Annotated in this window: 16 protein-coding genes and 1 pseudogene; 8 read left to right on the top strand and 9 right to left on the bottom strand. The window is 69.5% G+C overall.

All coding sequences use genetic code 11. The features are described from left to right. Window positions 1-247 precede the first annotated feature (247 nt). Window positions 248-1444 (top strand): hypothetical protein, encoded by a 1197-nt coding sequence (locus ABZ194_RS06830; protein ID WP_355593170.1) that lies wholly within the window; start codon window positions 248-250, stop codon window positions 1442-1444. 818 nt (window positions 1445-2262) lie between these two features. Here ABZ194_RS06830 and ABZ194_RS06835 read toward each other — a convergent pair. Then, entirely contained in the window at window positions 2263-2829 is a 567-nt protein-coding gene (locus tag ABZ194_RS06835) for a hypothetical protein (RefSeq protein ID WP_355593172.1), read from the bottom strand. A 187-nt stretch (window positions 2830-3016) separates the two neighbouring features. Between ABZ194_RS06835 and ABZ194_RS06840 the strand changes: the two genes are divergently transcribed. Further along, window positions 3017-3163 (top strand): hypothetical protein, encoded by a 147-nt coding sequence (locus ABZ194_RS06840; protein WP_355593174.1) that lies wholly within the window; start codon window positions 3017-3019, stop codon window positions 3161-3163. A gap of 349 nt (window positions 3164-3512) precedes the next feature. Further along, window positions 3513-5057 carry a rifampin monooxygenase gene (rox, locus tag ABZ194_RS06845; RefSeq protein ID WP_355593176.1) on the top strand — a complete coding sequence of 515 codons (1545 nt, stop codon included), beginning with the start codon at window positions 3513-3515 and terminating at the stop codon, window positions 5055-5057. A 433-nt stretch (window positions 5058-5490) separates the two neighbouring features. Here rox and ABZ194_RS06850 read toward each other — a convergent pair whose 3' ends face one another. The 3 genes from ABZ194_RS06850 to ABZ194_RS06860 form a co-directional block, all read right to left on the bottom strand. Further along, window positions 5491-5973, bottom strand: a complete 483-nt coding sequence (locus ABZ194_RS06850; protein WP_355593178.1) for a MarR family winged helix-turn-helix transcriptional regulator — start codon at window positions 5971-5973, stop codon at window positions 5491-5493. A 180-nt stretch (window positions 5974-6153) separates the two neighbouring features. Further along, window positions 6154-6567 (bottom strand): spore-associated protein A, encoded by a 414-nt coding sequence (locus ABZ194_RS06855; RefSeq protein ID WP_355593180.1) that lies wholly within the window; start codon window positions 6565-6567, stop codon window positions 6154-6156. A 43-nt stretch (window positions 6568-6610) separates the two neighbouring features. Continuing rightward, entirely contained in the window at window positions 6611-6973 is a 363-nt protein-coding gene (locus tag ABZ194_RS06860; RefSeq protein WP_355593518.1) for a spore-associated protein A, read from the bottom strand. A gap of 457 nt (window positions 6974-7430) precedes the next feature. On the opposite strand from ABZ194_RS06860, the gene ABZ194_RS06865 reads away from it, so the two are divergent. Then, window positions 7431-8417, top strand: a complete 987-nt coding sequence (locus tag ABZ194_RS06865; RefSeq protein WP_355593182.1) for a helix-turn-helix domain-containing protein — start codon at window positions 7431-7433, stop codon at window positions 8415-8417. A gap of 115 nt (window positions 8418-8532) precedes the next feature. Here the strand turns inward: ABZ194_RS06865 and ABZ194_RS06870 are convergent, their stop codons facing one another. From ABZ194_RS06870 to ABZ194_RS06880, 3 genes are all read right to left on the bottom strand, one after another. Then, window positions 8533-9270 carry an SRPBCC domain-containing protein gene (locus tag ABZ194_RS06870; protein WP_355593184.1) on the bottom strand — a complete coding sequence of 246 codons (738 nt, stop codon included), beginning with the start codon at window positions 9268-9270 and terminating at the stop codon, window positions 8533-8535. Between the two features lies 1 nt (window position 9271). After that, window positions 9272-9901: a helix-turn-helix domain-containing protein gene (locus tag ABZ194_RS06875; RefSeq protein WP_355593186.1), complete on the bottom strand. Its 630-nt coding sequence runs from the start codon at window positions 9899-9901 to the stop codon at window positions 9272-9274. 402 nt (window positions 9902-10303) lie between these two features. Then, window positions 10304-11452: an NAD(P)/FAD-dependent oxidoreductase gene (locus ABZ194_RS06880; protein WP_355593188.1), complete on the bottom strand. Its 1149-nt coding sequence runs from the start codon at window positions 11450-11452 to the stop codon at window positions 10304-10306. 283 nt (window positions 11453-11735) lie between these two features. Here ABZ194_RS06880 and ABZ194_RS06885 point away from each other — a divergent pair, with 283 nt between their 5' ends. The 4 genes from ABZ194_RS06885 to ABZ194_RS06900 all read left to right on the top strand — a co-directional run bounded on the left by ABZ194_RS06885 (window position 11736) and on the right by ABZ194_RS06900 (window position 15434). Beyond that, window positions 11736-12344 carry a helix-turn-helix domain-containing protein gene (locus ABZ194_RS06885; protein ID WP_355593190.1) on the top strand — a complete coding sequence of 203 codons (609 nt, stop codon included), beginning with the start codon at window positions 11736-11738 and terminating at the stop codon, window positions 12342-12344. Window positions 12345-12514: 170 nt separating this feature from the next. Next, window positions 12515-12670 carry a hypothetical protein gene (locus ABZ194_RS06890; RefSeq protein WP_355593192.1) on the top strand — a complete coding sequence of 52 codons (156 nt, stop codon included), beginning with the start codon at window positions 12515-12517 and terminating at the stop codon, window positions 12668-12670. Window positions 12671-12766: 96 nt separating this feature from the next. Further along, window positions 12767-13705, top strand: a complete 939-nt coding sequence (locus ABZ194_RS06895) for an aminoglycoside phosphotransferase family protein (RefSeq protein ID WP_355593194.1) — start codon at window positions 12767-12769, stop codon at window positions 13703-13705. 370 nt (window positions 13706-14075) lie between these two features. After that, a complete protein-coding gene (locus ABZ194_RS06900; protein ID WP_355593196.1) occupies window positions 14076-15434 on the top strand; it encodes an acyltransferase in 1359 nt (452 codons plus the stop codon). 46 nt (window positions 15435-15480) lie between these two features. On the opposite strand, the gene ABZ194_RS06905 is transcribed toward ABZ194_RS06900, so the two are convergent. Next, on the bottom strand, window positions 15481-17796 hold the full coding sequence (locus tag ABZ194_RS06905; RefSeq protein WP_355593198.1) for an excinuclease ABC subunit UvrA: 2316 nt from the start codon (window positions 17794-17796) through the stop codon (window positions 15481-15483). A 115-nt stretch (window positions 17797-17911) separates the two neighbouring features. Continuing rightward, window positions 17912-18133, bottom strand: a pseudogene (locus ABZ194_RS06910) (AraC family transcriptional regulator); the annotation flags it as partial. Window positions 18134-18384 lie beyond the last annotated feature (251 nt).

Consider the following 18384-nt stretch of genomic DNA (forward strand, 5'->3'; position numbering starts at 1 on the left):
GCCCCACCCGAACGCCGAGCCGCGGTAGACCCGCCCGCGGCCCGCATCGAGTCCATGATCACCCGCTTGGCGTTAACCGCTGTTCCCCAAGGCCGTTACTGGCGGTCCCATTGGCCCCCGAGGCCGGGGCAGGGGTCAACTTGCGGGAATTTACATTCCCGGTAGTTGGCAGTATGTGCCCGACGTGCAACAGATCGTAATTATTTATTTTGTTTTTCTAGAAAATCAAAAATGCTATCCTGATGAGATGGGTCAGAGGTCAGGCGCGGTGACGCCGTGCAGGCACTGTGGTACGCCGATAGAGCAGCGTCCCGGGCGAGGACGTCCCCGGGCGTACTGCCCGCAGGGCGACTGCCAGACGGCGGCCAAGCGGGATCGGGAGCTGAAGCGGGCGACACCCGGCTTGGAAGGCGCGCTGGCCCGGGCGGAGGAGTTCTACGAGCGCATGGAGAAGGGCATGGCGGCGGTGATCGCACCGCTGGCGCAGGTTCTGGCCGACGAGCTGAGCCCAGCGGGGGTGGAGGCCAAGCTGAGCGCGGTGCAGGCCGAGGCCCACACCCGGGTGGCGATCGCGCGCACCGAGCGGGAGCAGGCGTTCGAGCAGGTGCGGCTGGCACGCGAGGCCACCGGCCACGCCCGCCGGGAGCGGGATGGAATGGCGCGGCGGGTGGAGGAGGCCAACGCCGAGCGGGATGTCGCGCTGGCCGACGCCGAGACCGCCAGGGAGCAGGCGCTGGCCGCGCTGCACGAGGCGGCGGCCACCGAGCGCCTGGCCAAACACGCGGAGCAGGAGGCCCGCCGACGGGCGGAGCGGGCCGAGACGGACAGGGACGCGGCGGTCCGGGAGATGACCCGGCGGGTGGAGGCCGCCGAGGCCGAGGCGGGGCAGGCGCGGGCGGTGGCCGCGCAGGAGCAGCGGCAGGCGGAGCAGGCATGTGTGGAGCGCGACCTGGCGGAGCGTGCGGCGGAGATCGCGCAGGAGGCCAGAGCCGAGGCCGAACGGGCCGTTGTCGCGTCCGAGGCCAAGGCCCAGGCGTTCGCGGCCGAGCGGGATCGGGCGCAGGCCCGGGCCGACGGTGAAGCACAGGCCCGGGCCCAGGCGGTGGCCGAGGCGTCCGAGGCGCGGGCGCAGGCGACTCGCGCGGATCGGCAGGCGGCCCAGGCCGCCAAACGGATGGCCAGGCAGCTGGCCGAGGTGGAGGAGCGGGCCGCCGAGCAGATCGCCGATACGCAGAGGCAGGCCGCGGCGAAAGTCGCGGAGGCGGAGGCGGAGCGGGACAGGATCCGGATGCAACTCGCCATGGAGCAGATGAGGCTGTCCGATCTGCGCGAGCAGATGGATGCGGCGCGTTCGGAGGCCGCTCAGCTGCGGGAGCGTGCGGTGATCGCGGAGCTTCGGGGTGTCGCAGGTCAGGCCGGGGCAGCCAACCGGGAACAGCCGTAAGCGGCCCCGGATCCGGCCCTCGGGGGACAGCAGGATGGGGCGAGATGTTCTGTGACCTTGGCGCATGGCGGTGCGGGGGTTCTTGCGCCGGGTCTTGCCCATGATCAGCTTGAGGGGGACTTCGGCGTCGCCGAGTTGGGTGGCCGCGGAGTGCCGAAGCTGGTGGAGGTCCAGTCCGGCGTAGTGGTCGAGCAGGAAGCGGGCGCTTTCATAGCCGAGGCGGGCGCGTCCGGTGTGGGGGCAGACATCGGCGGCCGCTTGGCGACACACGGGGACGGGACGGCGTTCGGCGGCGTAGGCGCGGGGGGCCCGGATTCGAGAACCGGACGGTGGACGGGAACGCCTCGGCGACCGCGGCGAGGTCGACGCCGTCGCCGCGCGGCGATCACCTCGCTTCGGCCAGAGCCCTCCAAGCGGGTCCGTACCACCAGCCGCGAAACCACCAGCCGTGAAGTATCCCGGGGTGACGAAAGGCAACGGACGGTGCCACCACGAGGCCCGTCGCGCCGTCCGGTGGGGGCGGGTTTCGGTGGCCTGCCGCTGGACGGTTCATGGGACCGAATCGGCGAGGGAACCGGTGGGGAGGCGTATGACCGGGGTGAAGCCGCCGGCTGACTGGACGGGGTTCATGCTGTGTCCAGTCAGCCGGCAGTGCCGAGGCTCCACGGCCGTCCTCGGTGCTAACAGCTGTTCGCAGGCTCCTCCCCGGAGACGCTCAGCACGGATTTTCGTGCCGATGTCCCGCGGCCCCTTTTCCTGCCCGGCGCACCGAACACTCGGGGGGTCTCAGGGGCCGGATCCACCGGCGCGCGATCCGATCAAGAGATCCTGTCGAAGCGGAAGGATGTGCGTCCGGCGCCGTCGCTCCAGATGGCGGCGATGGTCGAAGCGCCGGCGGCGTTGACCCGCTGAGCCTGCAACCGGATCGTGGTCGGCCCGGTCACGGTGATGCGCTCGCTGATCGGGGAGGTCGTGTTCTTGGCGATGGCCCCGGCGCCGGCCGCGGTGTAGTCGATGAGCTGGCTGAGGATCCGCTCGCTGTTGGGGACGGCGGCGCCTGATGTGACGTTCCACAGACGGGCGACCATGTACGTGTTGACCGGGGGACCTGCCTGCAGCCGTGCCCGGACGTTCAGGTCGAGCGCGTAGGTACCGGCCACGGGCAGGGTGACCTGCAACCCGGTGTTGGCCCAGGTGCCGGACGCGGTGGGCTGCAGGTCGACGTTCGCGGGCAGATAGGTGATGCCAGAAGGCGCGAGCAGCTGGTAGCGGGTACCGGGGGCCGAAACCGGGGTTGTGGCCGATGCCGAGGTCGGCATCGTGCCGCCGACGGCCAGGACGGCGGCGCCGGCCGCCAGCGCCGCCAGGCGGATACGAGTGCGCATCAGGGGATGACCTTTCTCGCGGGTGATGTGTGCCTCGCTGTGATCCCCACCTCTCAACATGACGCAACGTATCTTATTGGTTACCATTTGCTGTGAGGCGGACTGCCGGTAAGTGCTGCGACCACCGTCGCGGGCACCCGGCGATCGGTAACCCGTCCCGGCAGTCTATGAAGATCAGCCTGGCGAGATGACCACACTGGCCGCATGCAACCTCACGGGTGCCCGGCTTGGCATCCACTTCGCGCTCAAACGCGGAAGTCGGTTCATTCGGGTCGTCTTGCTGTGCGTCGTCATCGCGCTGGTCGTCAAGCCCGCCTACGACCGGTTCGCGTAGTGGCCACGAGCGAACCTCATCAGGGCAGCGCCTTCCGAGATCCGGTCCGACCCGGCGGCGGCCGGAATCAGGCCGTCGACCGTGGCCCGGGACCGGCCGGGCCGCCACGCCGGATTCGCCCTGCAGCCGCACGGACCCCTTCGGAGTCGTGATCACGTGGCCGGAAAAGGAGTGGACGGGGTGACGCTCGGGCTTGTAGCTTGCGGTTGACCGTGACACCGCCCAAGGAGGTGAGACCCATGAACGCTGTATCGATGTGGGTGCTCCCTCTTCCCGTCACGGTCGGGCGATTGACGTAGGTGTCGCCGGGAGCGCCTCGCCAACAGGGCACTCCCGAAAGGCAACACCTATGCACTCTCTACAGGTCACCGCCGAGTCGTCGTCGAACGACAGAGGCGAGCGCGACTTCACCGTGGGCGACGTCCCCGGACTCCGGTCGTCGGCCTCCGGCGCCGACCGCGCGCCCCTCACGTTCGACGTGATCATTGCCGGGTGCGGGCCGACCGGTGCGATGCTGGCCGCTGAACTGCGGCTGCACGATGTGCGGGTACTCGTTCTGGAGAAGGAAACCGAGCCCGTGTCGTTCGTCCGCGTGGTCGGTCTGCATGTTCGCAGTATCGAGCTGATGGCGATGCGCGGACTGCTCGATCGCGTTCTCGAACACGGAAGACAGCGTCCGGCGGGCGGTTTCTTCGCCGCCATCACCAAACCCGCGCCCGAGGGCCTGGATTCCGCGCACGCCTATCTGCTGGGCATCCCGCAGCCGGTCATCGTTCATCTGCTCGAAGAACATGCGATCGATCTGGGCGCGCAGGTCCGGCGCGGTGGCGCGGTCGCCGGTTTCGAGCAGGACGACGAGGGGGTGACCGTCGAGCTGGCCGACGGGGAACAGCTGCGTTCGCGCTACCTCGTCGGCTGTGACGGCGCGCGCAGTACGGTGCGCAAACTGCTCGGTCTCGGCTTCCCCGGCGAGCCCTCGCGGGCCGAGACCCTGATGGGCGAGATGAAAGTGGGCGTGCCGCAGGAGGAGATCGCCGCCAAGGTGACCGAAATCAGCGAGACCCGTCAGCGATTCTGGCTCCGGCCCTTCGGCGGAGGGGTCTATAGCGTCGTAGTCCCCGCCGCGGGAGTCAGCGACCGCGCGGAACCGCCCACACTGGAGGATTTCAAACACCAGTTGCGCACCATCGCCGGAACCGATTTCGGCGTGCACTCCCCGCGCTGGTTGTCCCGCTTCGGGGATGCCACCCGGCTGGCCGAACGTTATCGGGTCGGGCGGGTGCTACTGGCCGGCGATGCGGCGCACATCCATCCACCCATCGGCGGTCAGGGCCTCAACCTGGGCGTTCAGGACGCATTCAACCTTGGCTGGAAACTGGCCGCGCAGATCCGCGGCTGGGCCCCGGAAACACTGCTGGACACCTACCAGGCCGAACGTCATCCGGTCGCCGAGGACGTGCTGGACAACACCCGCGCCCAGATGGAACTGCTGTCCACCGAGCCGGGCCCGCAGGCCGTGCGCAGGCTGCTCACCGAACTGATGGACTTCGACGAGGTGAACCGCCATCTGATCGAGAAGATCACCGCGATCGGCATCCGCTACGACTTCGGCGCAGGCCCCGACCTGCTCGGCCGCCGCCTGCGCGACATCGACGTGAAACAGGGCCACCTCTACGGTCTGCTGCGTCGCGGCCGCGGCCTGCTGCTGGACCGCACCGAACGCCTGGCCGTCGGCGGCTGGTCGGACCGGGTCGATTACCTCGCGGATCCCACCGCGGTACTGGATGTTCCGTGCGTCCTGCTACGCCCCGACGGCCACGTCGCCTGGATCGGCGACGATCAGCAGGATCTGGACGACCACCTCTCCCGCTGGTTCGGCAAGCCCGCCAACTGATTTCGGCCGAGCAACCGAAAAGGCTCGTGAGGATGATCGGAACGGTCGGCGGCGTCTGACCATCGGAAGGCTGGAGGCAACGTCAGCCTTCCGACGGTCAGGCGCCAGGGTCGGTCTGCGAGGAGGGTCAGCCTCCGAGTGACGACCGGAAGGCGGTCCGCTGTGGCGTTCATCTGGAGGCGCTGTCCCACATCCGCGACGGCGACGCAGCTGACCGTTCAGGTGGCCGACCGGCTCGGCCGCGGTACCTGTCACCGCGACTGCCTTTCCCCGCCGTCTACCAACCATCGGACGCGCCCGCCACGCGAGCGGAACCGGCCTGATTCCGTTCGCTTTCGCCGGGCCCGGTGCCGGACAACAGCCCTGACCACGGGGCGCCGGGACGCCCATCGGCGTAAGCGCTCATGAACAAGTGCGCCGGAGACCCCGTCGACTACGTGACGCTGCCTTCTGTCACCTCAAGGTGAGATCCAGGGAGAAGGGGATCAGTCCGTTCGACGGTGTCCAGTGCCGCTGAGAACTTCTCCAGAGCGTGCGCTAACCGCCGAAACCCCTCCACTCCACCCAGCTGGTCGGTCAGTTGATCCGCCAACGCCCGGTGAGCCGGGTTGATACGGCGTACGGCTTCCAACCCCCGGTCGGTGGCGACCAGGAGTTTGGCCCTGCGGTGCGCGGGGTTGGGGCGGTATTCGGCCAGCCCCTGCTCCACCAGCAGGTCGGCGGTGCGCTGCGCGCTTTGGCGGGTCAGGCCCATGACGCGGGCTATGCCGGCCACCGGCAGCGGTTCGTGCAGTACCGCGCCGACGACCTGCCAGCGTGCCGCGGTCAGGCCGGCCGGGCGGGCCATCTCCTCGGACACCTCCAGTTCCTCATCGGGCACCCGGCGGGCACCGCGCCCGCTCTGCGCTATGCGCACGCCCACCCGGAACGGATCACCGGATTCACCACTCGGCCGCGGGGAAGACCGGGACACGCCGGCACGGTCAACGAGGGCCGCGGGACACACCGCGGCCCTCGTTGATGGAATCGGCGGCCGCGGGTACGACGACCGCGACCACTCTCGGTCAGCTGTCAGCGCGGCTGCCGTGACCGGGCGTCAGCCGCAGTTGGTCCGGCGCTTGCCGCCCTCGGTGCCGGTGATCCGGCCCATCCAGTCCACGCACCTGTTCGCCGCGGATAGGTAGATCGGGCCCGCGTAGCTGGTGTAGTTGCCGCCGTCATAGACATCCCAGTGGTTTCCGGCCGGGCTGATCGAAAGACCCGCCTCGACCAGCACGGCCGAACCCGCGGTGTTCCGCTTGGCGACCACGCAATTCTTCCGGGTGGAGGAGCTGTAGGTCAGGAACACCGTTCCCTTGTTACCGATCGCGGCGGAGTTGACGACGCTGTAGCCGGATCCGCACTCGCCTCCGTAGGCCGCCGCGGCTGCGGGCGACGCCGTGGCGAGTGCCCCGGCGAGTGCGGTGACGGCGAACACCGCTGCGGCGGCGACCTTTTTGACGGGCGTCATATGGCCTTCCTTCTTCCTGATCGTTCCAGGCTCTTCGTTCGGATCAGCCACAGTTGGTGCCGTAGCGGAACTGGGTGGCCGTGCCGATGGTGCCGCCCCAGTCGACGCAATGACCCGCAGCCGACACGTAGACGGGCCCGGCATAGGTGGTGTAGTTGCCGCTGTCCCTGGTCCAGGTGGAGGTGGAGGACCGCCTGAGGTACGCCTCCGTCAGCGTGGCGGCCCCGGGGTTCGTCCGTACGGTGACGACACAGTTCCGGCCGGTGGAGGAGCTGTAGGTCAGGAACACCGTGCCCCGGCTGTCGGGGAGGTTGAAGTGGTTGACGACGCCGTATCCGCTGCCGCACTGCCCGCCATAGGTGGCGGCGGACGCGGGAGCGGCCGTCACCAGTGTCCCCGCGGTCATCGCGGCCGCGACCAGTCCCGTCGCGGCGATCTTCTTCGAGACGCGCATCATCGCTCTTTCCCCCTTCGGTGCTGATTCCCCTGTAGATCCACACCGGAAACGGTAGGTCGGGTCTCGCCGACCAGAAAGGCGATCGGGCGCTGTTTCGGTGGTCGCCGAAAAACGGAGGTGACGGGCGGGGCACGGGGGCGTGATCTCCCCCCTCCTGGAGATCGACATCTCGCCCGCGTCTCGGCATACTGGTGTCCGGAGTCAGAAATCATGACGTTCCGATGTTCGACGGCGATCCGTCTAGCCGGAGTTTTTCGCCTGGTGCAGGGCCACCCGGGGCGGCCCGGACGCCGGTGAGCGTGGACGAGAGAGGACTTTCACGGGGTTCGCCCCAGTTGGATCACTGCGGCCGACCGTGTGATCCGCTCCGTCCATGTGTTCTGGGGAGAGTGAGACGGAACGCGAGATGCTGCGCATCCACTTTTCCTCCCAAGATTGGGAGCGGCTCCGCGTCGTCTCCAAACCCGATCCCATGTGGGAGATCGTCCTCAGCCTGTACATGCTGGGAGCGGCATCCGACGAACTGGTCTTCGGGCAGTGGCGGCAGAGGGCGCTGGCCCGGATACCGCCGGAGAGCAGGATACTTCTGGATGTCGTACCGTCCCAAGGTTATTCGCCGGATTTCCTCAGTCCTCTCGTCGGGGGAGAGGACCCGCGGGACGGGATCGACGCGGTTCTGAACACCCCACGTCAGCGCGTTGCCGAGGAGCTCGACCTGCGGTTCGGCAAAGGCCTGCGGCCGCCTTGGGCGGACGCGCTGGCGCGGAAGGACGGCGCGGCCGTGCGTACGCTGGGCAGGTCCATGCGCACCTACTTCGACGTGGCGCTGCGGCCGTATTGGGGCTACATCTCGCAGATCGCCGAGCGCGGCGCCACATCGATCGGCGGCGCGGCGGAAGGGCCGGTGTCGGCGATCCTCCGGCTCAAGGATCAGCCGTCGGTCCGGAGAGCCCCCCGCACCACGGTGGAGCTCGCCTACGGAAACGACCAGGACCTGGACCTGCGAGGCCGCGGCTTGGTGCTGATCCCCGCGTTCTTCTGCGCGATCAACCCCGTGACCTTCCACGACCCCTCCCTGCCGCCGGTGCTCCTGTACCCGGTCGGCCACAAACCGGTCTCGTTCCTGACCCGGGCCGCCCAGGGAACAGGGCCGACCGAAGAGGTGCTGCGGCGGTTGTTCGGCCGCACGCGCGCCTCGGTTCTGCGGACTCTGAGCGACAGGATCCGCACGACGGGTGAACTCGCGAGAACCCTCGGCATCTCGATGGCCTCGGCGAGCGAGCACGCCTCACTCCTGCGCGCCGCCGGGCTCGTGGCCAGTGAGCGGTACGGCAACACCGTCCGGCACCGGCTCACGCCCCTGGGGCTGGAGTTCCTCTACCAGTCCAGATGACGGCCGCCCCGCCCGGGCGGCCGTCGTCCCGGAACTCTATGATCACGACGTTGATCCGGGCGGGAGTGGGTCCATGCGCCGGTGACCGGGGTGCCGTCGGCGCTGAACCCGTGATTCAGGCGTAGACGGACGCGAGCCACGCGCCCCAGGTCTGCTCGGCCGCGGCCTGGTCGACGTCGGCGAAGATGTGGTGGCCGGTCAGGATGACGCCGCCGCCACCGACGAACCGCAGCAGCGCGTCATCGGTCCGCACGCCCAGGAAACCAGGGGCGAGCACCGTGTCGACCACCCCGTCGACAGTCTGGCCGCCGACCGTGAAGTGCACCTTGTCGCCCTCGCCAACCTGCTCCGGCAGACCCACGGCGCGGGTGAGGCCGGCCCAGACCAGGTCCTGGTCGGGCTGCTGCGGGCCGAACGCGGTGACCGGCACGGCGGTGCGGCCCGTGAAGTGCTCCAGATACCGCGCGAGGGTCCGCAGGTAGAGCGGGTTGCCCTTGCGGAGCGCGTCGTACTCCGCCTCCCAGTCGCCGGCCAGAACGCCGCTGTGCACGAACCGCAGCGCGGTGCTGCCGCCGTCACGGCCCTCGATGAGGTATTCGGCCGCCATGAACGCGCCGTCCTCGCCGGGCGCCGCGCGGTAGCCGAACCGCTGCGGCGGCTCCCAGGCGGTGACCGTGGACTCGCCGGTGAAGCCGGGCATCGTCATGGACGCATTGCCTCCCTCGCGAGGCTCGATCTCGTTCTTGCCCATGAACCACGAGTCGACGCCGGGGCCGGTCGCGATCGCCGCCCAGACCTGCTCGGGGGTGGCCTGGAGGTCAATGTCGTGGGTGAGGCGGAATTCATGCGACATTTCAGGACTCCTTGGTGTCGATGCCGCCCGCGTCGATCTGCGGTGCGGTGTCCGAGCGGAGGCTCGGGTGGATGGCGACGATGACCCGGTGGTCACGGCCGCCGGGGGCGCGCTCGTCGTGATAGCGGCTCACCAGGGCGGCGACCGCCGCGGTCAGCTCCTGGGCGAACGCCGCGCGATCGGCGGCCGAGGCGAACCGGACATTGCCGTCGAGGGCAAACGTCGCGGCCGGCTTGCCCGCGCGGGCGGCGCCGGTGATCAGCGTGCCCACCTCCTTGACCAGCCGGGCTGCGACGGCGAGCAGCCAGCGCGCGGAGAGCCGGTCGGGTGAGCGGGCCGGGTCGGGCTGGACCTCGGAGAGCGCCGACGGCGAGATCACGAACGACGCGGCGGTCGCCCGCAGCACCCGCTCGGTGACGTTGCCCTTGCGCCGCTCCTCGATCAGCTCCACGAGGCCATGGGTCTCAAGGGTCTTCAGGTGGTAGTTCACCTTCTGCCGGGACAGCCCGACGATCGCCGCCAGGCTGGTCGCCGAGTGCGGCTCCACCAGCAGTGCGAGCAGGCGCGCCCGGATGGGGTCGAGTGCCACCTCGGCGGCACCGGCCTCTTCGATTATCCCGACTTCGAACATGCCTTGACGATAGTTACCGACAACTTCTTTTGTCAATACAAAAGAAGTTGTCGGCGTTGGGCGGGCGCCGGGCGGCGACGCGGCCTCTACGGTTGCCGGAGGCGGTGCGGCCTTCGGGGGGGGATCGGTCCGGATTTTGGCGCCAGGGAGTCGATCTTGACGACGGTTCGGTGACGTCGGCTGTTTACGCTGGTTGAGCGCCCTAACGTGCCCGCTCATGCCTGTGGCGTCGGAGGAGCTGGTCCGGGAACGGTGCGAGCCGCCTGGTTGTACGACGCTGGATGAGGACAAGCGCCTGACACTGATCGCCGGCCTGTTGCACACGGCGCGGACCAGGGTCCGCGACGACGTGGTGCCAGAGCGGTTGAGGTGTCTGGGTAGGGGTCGGTATCGGTTGACCGGTCAGCGCCGGGGCGGGCCGAATCCTGCGATTTCACCGCTGTCGTGCCGCTCAAGCAGAGCCTCGGCGCCGTTTTCGAGGATCCGGGCCGTGTCCGCCGCACGGGGGAGCATGGTCTTTTCGTAGGCGGTGATGGCGTCGGCGACCGTGGTGGAGCCGGCCAGCGCGAGGGCGAGTTCGCAGGCGTCGAGCATGGCCAGGTTGGCGCCGACGCCGAGCGGAGGCATGAGGTGGGCGGCGTCGCCGAGCAGCGTCACGGTCGGTGTGGGTTCCCAGGTGTGCGGGACCGGCAGGGCGAACAAAGGACGATCGACGTACGGTCCGTCGTTGTTGGTGATCATCTGGAGCATGGGCGGCGACCAGCCGGAATAGGCGTCGAGCAGCCGGGCGCGGATCCCGGTGGTGTCGCCGGCGTTCAGACCGCTCGCGGTGATCCAGTCGGCGGCCAGGCGCTGAATGATGTAGACCCGGATGTGGTCGTCGCTGTTGCGCTGGGCGAACAGAGCGCGGTCGCCGTCGGCTGCGGTGGCGCTCCCTTGACCGACGAGCGCGGCGAGGCCGGGGTGCGCGTTCTCGACATCCTGGAACCACGCCTCCAGGAAGCTGACCCCGGTGTACTGCGGCGCGACCGGCGATACCGCCGGCCGTACCCGGGAGAAAGCGCCGTCGGCCCCGATGACCAGGTCAGCCTCGACGGTCGTGCCATCGAGGAAGTGCACCCGTCGGGGACCGTCGGCCGAGCCGCTTACCCTCTCGACGGCGTGGTCCCACCGTACGGTCCCCGACTCCAGCGAACTGAGCAGCAGATCGCGTAACCGGCCCCGGCCGATCTCCGGTTTGAAGAGCTCGTCTTCGGCCGGGACGTGGTGGCCCAGGATGCGCCCCGTCGAATCCAATAGGCGCATCTCCTGTCCCTCCGGGCGTGCCAGCTTGAAGAACTCCTCGATCAGGCCGGCCTCGCGCAGGGCGAGCTGCCCGTCGTCGGCGTGCAGGTCGAGGGTGCCGCCCTGGTCGCGCGCCTCCGGGTGGGTGTCGCGGTCGTAGACCGTCACGGGGATGCCGTGCTTTCGCAGGATGCGAGCACAGGTGAGGCCACCGGGTCCTGCCCCGATGATGCTGATCCTCGCGGCGGCCGGTACTGGTGAGTTCATGACTGGTCCCTTTCGTTCATGACGGTGCGCGGGCCGCGCCGGGGATCGCAGACGCGACCGCCTGTAGCGCACGGGGGCCGCAAGCCGTGTTCGCCTGCCGGTCCCTGGCGAGGAACCGCGATGGGCCGTTCACACCGCCCGGTCGCTTACCGCAGCCGCTCGTGCACGTCGTCCCCGAGATTCCGGGAGCGGGCGGCAGCCCGCCACCACATAAAAGCAGAACGAGTGAAAAAGTGCAATTGGTCCACTAATTGTCTGCGGCCACTTTTGGTAGGGTGTGTGCATGGACACCCCACCTGTCGTCGGCCGTCGTGAACGCAAGAAGGCGGCAACCCGTCAAGCGATCGCCGACGCCGCCCTGCGACTGTTCCTGGAGCGGGGCTACGACCGGGTGAGTATCAGAGACATCGCCGAAGCGGCCGACGTATCGACCACAACGCTGTTCAAGCACTTCCCGGGCAAGGAGGCACTGGTCTTCGACCAGGAAGAAGACCGAGAGGCGGAGTTGATCGCCGCGGTACGCCAGCGCCCCGCCGGTCAAGGCATCGTCGATGCACTCCGCGAACACGTCCTCGCGTCCCGGCTCCAGGTCGCGACCCACCCGCTACGGACCGAATTCACCGATCTCGTGGACTCCACGCCTGCGCTGCAGGAGTACGCCGAACGTATGTGGACCCGGCACACCGCTGCCCTCAGCGTGGCTATCGCCGATGACGCCGGCGTCAGCCACGACAACATCGCCTGCCGCGCACTCGCCCGGTTCGTGCTGGACATACCGGTACTCACCCGGGGCCTGCGGGATCCCCGGGCAACCATCGAAGAGGTCTTCGACCTCCTCACACACGGCTGGCACCCGCCCAGCCGGCGACTGCAAGTTCGTGACGGGGATTGAAACCACCCTCACACACAACGCTGACCAGCAACCATCTCACCCTGCGGCCCGTATCTGCTGATTCCCGGAGAAGGCGGCGATGCGATCACGGTCCGGATGTTGATCAACCACACCAGTGGTCTTGCCGAATACCTCCCGTACGCCTGCCCCTCCTCAGGGCCTTCCCGGCCGTGGCCGACACGAGGCCGCAGAGCCTGGACGACCACCGGTTCACCCGGTTTCACGGCATCGAGCTGATCGAGAAGGGCGTCTCCGCACCCGCCTTCAGCCCGCCGGGCGACACTCCGGGGTCGTACTCCAACACCAACTACCTGCCCCACCGATGACGCGAGCGTTGAGAATCGAAGTGGAGGGCCCAGAAGCCGGGCACCCCCGAGACCTTCTTCGCATCCCGCACGAAACCCACGAAGGAGACACCCGACATGAGCACGCCGATCCCCGTTGACGTCCCCGACGCGTTCGCCGCGGCGTACGGCGAGAACAATGCGTCCGGCCGTGCCTGGATCGCCGGATTGCCCCGACTGGCCGCGGACTTCCTGGACCACTGGACACTGCGGCCGGACGGCCCCGCAGAACACGGCCAGGCCTCGCTCGTGCTGCCGGTGATCCGCGCGGATGGTGCGCCCGCGGTACTGAAATTCCAGCAGGCAAGCGAAGACAACGCCGGCGCCGCGCCTGGTCTGCGGGCATGGGACGGCAACGGCGTGGTGCGCCTGCTCGACCACGACCCGGACACCGGCACCATGTTGCTGGAACGACTGGACGCGGCCCGGCCGCTGTCGTCGGTGGCTGACGACGATGCCGCCATGCGGATCCTCGCCGAACTGATGGCGCGCCTGGTCGCGGTGCCCGCCCCACCTGGCCTGCGGCGCCTGGCCGACATCGCCGCCGCCATGCTGGACCAGGTTCCACGCGCTGTGTCGGCGTTGCGTGACCCGGCCGAGCAACAACTGGTACGCACCTGCGCGTCCGCCGTGGCCGAATTGATCGGCGAACCCGGTGACCGCCTGCTGCACTGGGACCTGCACTACGACAACATCCTCGCCGGGCAACGGGAACCATGGCTGGCCATCGACCCCGAACCGCTGGCCGGCGACCCCGGGTTCGACCTGTGGCCGGCGCTGGACAGCCGATGGGAAGAGGCGGTGGTGGCGACCGGCGACGTGACCCGCACGGTCCTCCGCCGCTTCGACCTCCTCACCGAGGTGCTCGGCCTGGACCGGCAGCGGGCGGCCGGGTGGACGCTTGGCCGCATCCTGCAGAACGCGTTGTGGGACATCGAGGACGGCAAGACCACGCTGGAACCCGCCCAGGCCGTCCTGGGCATGACTCTGCTGCGCCGTTATGCGCCTACTTTGTAGCCCGCCTGATCACCGGTGATGCCCGGGTTCATCGCGCCACGCCCCTGCGTGGAGCGGTGATTCACCCCGGCCAACGGCAATGCCGGTTTGCCAGGGCCAGGGCTGGGATCGCAAGACCGCAGAAACCAGTGGGGGGCAAAGCGGCTGTACCGGACCGTTCGGACAGTTTGACGAATCCCAGGGGGACACCCCCGGCGATCGCCCGGGAGTACACATCCACCACGAAAGCACGTGGACCAGCCCGGTCGGCCGCCAGCATGACATGAGGATCGCAGGCGTTCCGCGCCCGAGTGGGTAAGGGCCCCACATGACAGAACACACGGTGTACGAGGCCCGGGCCACCGCGCGTACCGCGTGAGGCCGGACAGTCATGGGAGCCATCCGGCGAGCGGCGAGGAGGCTGCGGCGAAAGGCCGAACAGACCCCCGCGGACCGGGACCGCCATGTCGACCTGCTGCGTGCTGTCGCGATCACCGTCGTGGTGACCGGGCACTGGCTGGCCGTCCAGGTGACCCACGACGGCGGCCTGCACGGGGCCAACGTCCTGGACATCGTGCCGTGGACCCGCCCGCTGACCTGGCTGTTCCAGGTCATGCCGATCTTCTTCCTGGTCGGAGGCTTCGCCAACGCGGCCTCGCTCGCCTCCCACCGCCGCCACAGCGGCAACGCCGTCGGCTGGACGCTGCGCCGTACCGACCGGCTTGTGCGGCCCACCACCATGCTGCTGGCCGTGCTTACCACGGCCGCTCTGGCGGCCGAGACCGCGGGAGCCGATCCCGCCCTGATCGGCGCGGCGACCTGGCCGGCCGGGATCCCGTTGTGGTTCCTGGCGGCGTATCTGGCCGTGGTGGTCCTTACCCCGCCGATGCACGCGCTCCACCGCCGCTACGGCCTGGCCGTGCCGATCGTGTTGGCCGTCCTGGTAGGAGCCGGTGACATGGCGCGGCTGACCTTGCGGATCCCGTACGCGAGCGAGGGCAACTTCCTGTTCGCCTGGCTGGCCGTCCACCAACTCGGCTTCGCCTGGCAGGACGGGCGCCTGCCGTCTCGGCGGCCCGTCGCGCTGCCCTTGGCTCTCCTCGGGCTGATCGCTCTGGTGACGCTCACCGTGTTCGGTCCCTACCCGATCAGCATGGTCGGCGCGGCGAGGCAGGAGATCCAGAACACCTCGCCGCCCACCCTGGCCCTGCTGGCGCTGGCCACGGCCCAGACCGGGCTCGCGCTGCTGCTCCACGACCCGGCCAACCGGTGGCTACGCGGCATAGGCCCGTGGACGGCCGTCGTCGCGGTCAACTCGGTCATCATGACCCTGTTCCTGTGGCACATGACCGCCGCCGTGCTCGGCGTACTGGCCTTGTATCCGACCGGGCTGCTCCCGCAGCCCCCTGCGGGGTCCGTCTCCTGGTTGCTGCTGCGCCTGCCCTGGCTCGCCGTCCTGGCACTGATCCTCGGCCTGCTGGTCGCGGTGTTCGGGCCAGTCGAACGGCGTACCGGCCCGCGTCCCCGGCCGGGAAGCGGCGCCCGCGTCCTCACCGCCGTCGGTGTGACCGGCGTGCTGGCCGGACTCCTGGGCATCGCCTTGGCCGGTCCGGGACACCATGGTCCCGCCGGCCTTCCCACGGCGGCGCTGGCCGCCTACTTCGCCGGAGCAGCCCTCCTGCGGTTCGCCCGCCTGAGGCGAGGCGGACCTTCCGGCGGCCCGGCGGATCGATCCGCGGCCAGGCGGTGAGGTAGCCGGGTGGATCCTCGTCTCACGGTGCCGGTGAGGGCCCCGGTCAGGTGCCGACGTAGGCCGCGAGGTGCTCGCCGGTGAGGGTGGAGCGGGCGGCGACGAGGTCGGCGGGGGTGCCCTCGAAGACGATCCGGCCGCCGTCGTGGCCGGCTCCGGGGCCGAGGTCGATGATCCAGTCGGCGTGCGCCATGACCGCCTGGTGGTGCTCGATGACGATGACCGACTTGCCGGAGTCGACGAGCCGGTCGAGCAGGCCGAGCAACTGCTCGACGTCGGCGAGGTGGAGGCCGGCGGTCGGCTCGTCGAGGACGTAGACGCCGCCCTTCCCGGCCATGTGGGCGGCCAGCTTGAGCCGCTGCCGCTCACCACCGGACAGTGTGGTGAGCGGCTGGCCGAGGCTGAGATAGCCGAGCCCGACACCGGCGAGCCGGTCGAGAACGGCGTGCGCGGCCGGTATGCGCGCCTCGCCGGCGCCGAAGAACTCCCCGGCCTCGGTCACCGACATCGCGAGCACCTCGCTGATGTCGCGGCCGCCGAGGTGATGGTCCAGCACCGATGCCTGGAACCGCTTCCCCTCGCACTCCTCGCAGGTGGTGGCGACGCCGGCCATCATCGCCAGGTCGGTGTAGATGACGCCGGCGCCGTTGCAGTTGGGGCAGGCGCCCTCGGAGTTGGCGCTGAACAGCGCCGGCTTCACGCCGTTGGCCTTCGCGAACGCCTTGCGGATCGGGTCGAGCAGTCCGGTGTACGTCGCCGGGTTGCTCCGTCGCGAGCCGCGGATCGCGCCCTGGCCGATCGACACCACACCCGCGCCGGCGGGGATCGACCCGTGCACGAGCGAGCTCTTGCCGGAACCGGCGACGCCGGTGACGACGACGAGCACCCCGAGCGGGATGTCGACGTCGACGTCGCACAGATTGTGCGCCGTCGCGCCGCGGATCTCCAGCGTGCCGGTGGGCGTCCGCACCGTCTCCTTGACGGCGGCCCGGTCGTCGAGGTGACGGCCGGTGAGGGTGTCGCCGGCCCGCAGCCTCTCGACGGTGCCCTCGAAGCAGACGGTGCCGCCCGCCGTACCGGCACCGGGGCCGAGGTCGACGACGTGGTCGGCGATCGCGATCGTCTCCGGCTTGTGCTCCACGACGAGCACCGTGTTGCCCTTGTCCCGCAGCCGCAGGAGCAGGTCGTTCATCCGCTGAATGTCATGCGGGTGCAGACCCGTGGTGGGCTCGTCGAAGACGTAGGTGACGTCGGTGAGCGAGGAGCCGAGGTGGCGGATCATCTTGACGCGCTGCGCCTCGCCGCCCGACAGCGTGCCCGACGGCCGGTCGAGCGAGAGGTAGCCCAGCCCGATCTCCACGAACGAGTCGAGAGTCTGCCGCAGCGTCGCGAGCAGCGGCGCCACCGACGGCTCGCCGACGCCGCGGACCCATTCGGCCAGGTCACTGATCTGCATCGCGCACGCGTCGGCGATGTTGATTCCGCCGATCCGCGACGACCGGGCCGCCTCGTTGAGCCGGCCGCCGCCGCACTCGGGGCAGGCGGTGAAGGTGACCGCCCGGTCCACGAACGCCCGGATATGTGGCTGCATCGCCTCCCGGTCCTTGGAGAGGAACGACTTCTGGACCCGCGGGATCAGCCCCTCGTAGGTGAGATTGACGCCGTTGACCTTGACCTTGGTCGGCCCGCGGTGGAGAAAGTCGTGCAGCTCGGTCTCGGTGTAGTCGCGGATCGGCTTGTTCAGGTCGAGGAAGCCCGACTCGGTGAAGATCCGCACTGTCCACCAGCCGTCCGCCTTGTAGCCGGGGACGGTGATCGCGCCTTCGGCGAGCGACTTGGAGTCGTCGAAGAGCTGGGTGAGGTCGATATCGGTGACGCTGCCCATGCCCTCGCAGCGCGGGCAGGCGCCGGCGGGCAGGTTGAAGCTGTAGTGGAACGACGGCCCGGCACTCGGCTCGCCGAGCCGGCTGAAGACGATCCGCAGCATCGCGTTGGCGTCGGTGGCGGTGCCGACGGTGGAGCGGGAGTTGGCGCCCATCCGCTCCTGGTCGACGATGATCGCCGTTGTCAGCCCCTCCAGCAGGTCGACCTCCGGCCGCGCCAGCGTCGGCATGAAGCCCTGCACGAAGGTGCTGTAAGTCTCGTTGATCAGCCGCTGCGACTCCGCGGCGATCGTGCCGAACACCAGAGAGCTCTTGCCCGAGCCGGAGACGCCGGTGAACACCGTCAGCCGGCGCTTCGGGATCTCGACGCTGACGTCCTTGAGGTTGTTCTCCCGCGCGCCCTGAACGCGGATCAGATCGTGGCCGTCGGCAACGTGCGGCGCAGGCGGCCGCGTGTCCGTCCTCGTGACCATGCTCATCGTGTCTCCATCCGTTGGTTACGCGGGGCCGCCTTCGCGGCCTCCGTCGGCGTCGCCAAGTTCGATCTGACCAGCTTCGACCAGTATGTGGTGGCGTCAGCCCAGCCAGCGGCCGTCACGCGTCGGCTCGCGGCCGGGCAGCTCGTTCACCTCGGCACGACGGCATCCCCTCAGCGGCGCCCGCCACGCGGCGCCTGCCGGCGCCGGGTGGCATGCCGGCCGGTTCGGTGAAGCGGGTGCTGAAGGTGCCGGGCGACGAGCGGCCGACCGCGAAGCAGACCTCGACGCCGCCGAGGTCGCCCCGGCGCGGCAGCGCCATCGCGCGCTCGATCCGCCGCGGCGGGCCTGCAGGTCACCTGCGAGATCATGCCACATCACGGAGACCGGCGGTCGAGCGCTGACGCGTGGGCCCCGACCCGGAGCCACACGACTGCGGGGCCACCGGATTTTCGGCCGGGAGCCCAGGGGCGCCCCGTTCGAGGGCGTCCCGCGGCAGCGCTCCCACGCGGCTCACGGCAATTCAGTTGCGGTACGCGACAGCGCACACGTACTCTTCCGGCAACGCGTTGACGGAGACGAGTAGTCACC

Origin of the sequence: Streptosporangium sp. NPDC006007, from assembly GCF_040614315.1 — a bacterium.
Taxonomy (GTDB): domain Bacteria; phylum Actinomycetota; class Actinomycetes; order Streptosporangiales; family Streptosporangiaceae; genus Streptosporangium.

Excerpts from the sequence above, each read along its gene's own strand:
- ABZ194_RS06830 (WP_355593170.1), top strand. The coding sequence starts at position 248 with ATGGGTCAGAGGTCAGGCGCGGTGACGCCGTGCAGGCACTGTGGTACG.
- ABZ194_RS06835 (WP_355593172.1), bottom strand. The coding sequence starts at position 2,829 with ATGCGCACTCGTATCCGCCTGGCGGCGCTGGCGGCCGGCGCCGCCGTC.
- ABZ194_RS06840 (WP_355593174.1), top strand. The coding sequence starts at position 3,017 with ATGACCACACTGGCCGCATGCAACCTCACGGGTGCCCGGCTTGGCATC.
- rox (WP_355593176.1), top strand. The coding sequence starts at position 3,513 with ATGCACTCTCTACAGGTCACCGCCGAGTCGTCGTCGAACGACAGAGGC.
- ABZ194_RS06855 (WP_355593180.1), bottom strand. The coding sequence starts at position 6,567 with ATGACGCCCGTCAAAAAGGTCGCCGCCGCAGCGGTGTTCGCCGTCACC.
- ABZ194_RS06860 (WP_355593518.1), bottom strand. The coding sequence starts at position 6,973 with ATGACCGCGGGGACACTGGTGACGGCCGCTCCCGCGTCCGCCGCCACC.
- ABZ194_RS06865 (WP_355593182.1), top strand. The coding sequence starts at position 7,431 with ATGCTGCGCATCCACTTTTCCTCCCAAGATTGGGAGCGGCTCCGCGTC.
- ABZ194_RS06870 (WP_355593184.1), bottom strand. The coding sequence starts at position 9,270 with ATGTCGCATGAATTCCGCCTCACCCACGACATTGACCTCCAGGCCACC.
- ABZ194_RS06875 (WP_355593186.1), bottom strand. The coding sequence starts at position 9,901 with ATGTTCGAAGTCGGGATAATCGAAGAGGCCGGTGCCGCCGAGGTGGCA.
- ABZ194_RS06880 (WP_355593188.1), bottom strand. The coding sequence starts at position 11,452 with ATGAACTCACCAGTACCGGCCGCCGCGAGGATCAGCATCATCGGGGCA.
- ABZ194_RS06885 (WP_355593190.1), top strand. The coding sequence starts at position 11,736 with ATGGACACCCCACCTGTCGTCGGCCGTCGTGAACGCAAGAAGGCGGCA.
- ABZ194_RS06895 (WP_355593194.1), top strand. The coding sequence starts at position 12,767 with ATGAGCACGCCGATCCCCGTTGACGTCCCCGACGCGTTCGCCGCGGCG.
- ABZ194_RS06900 (WP_355593196.1), top strand. The coding sequence starts at position 14,076 with ATGGGAGCCATCCGGCGAGCGGCGAGGAGGCTGCGGCGAAAGGCCGAA.
- ABZ194_RS06905 (WP_355593198.1), bottom strand. The coding sequence starts at position 17,796 with ATGAGCATGGTCACGAGGACGGACACGCGGCCGCCTGCGCCGCACGTT.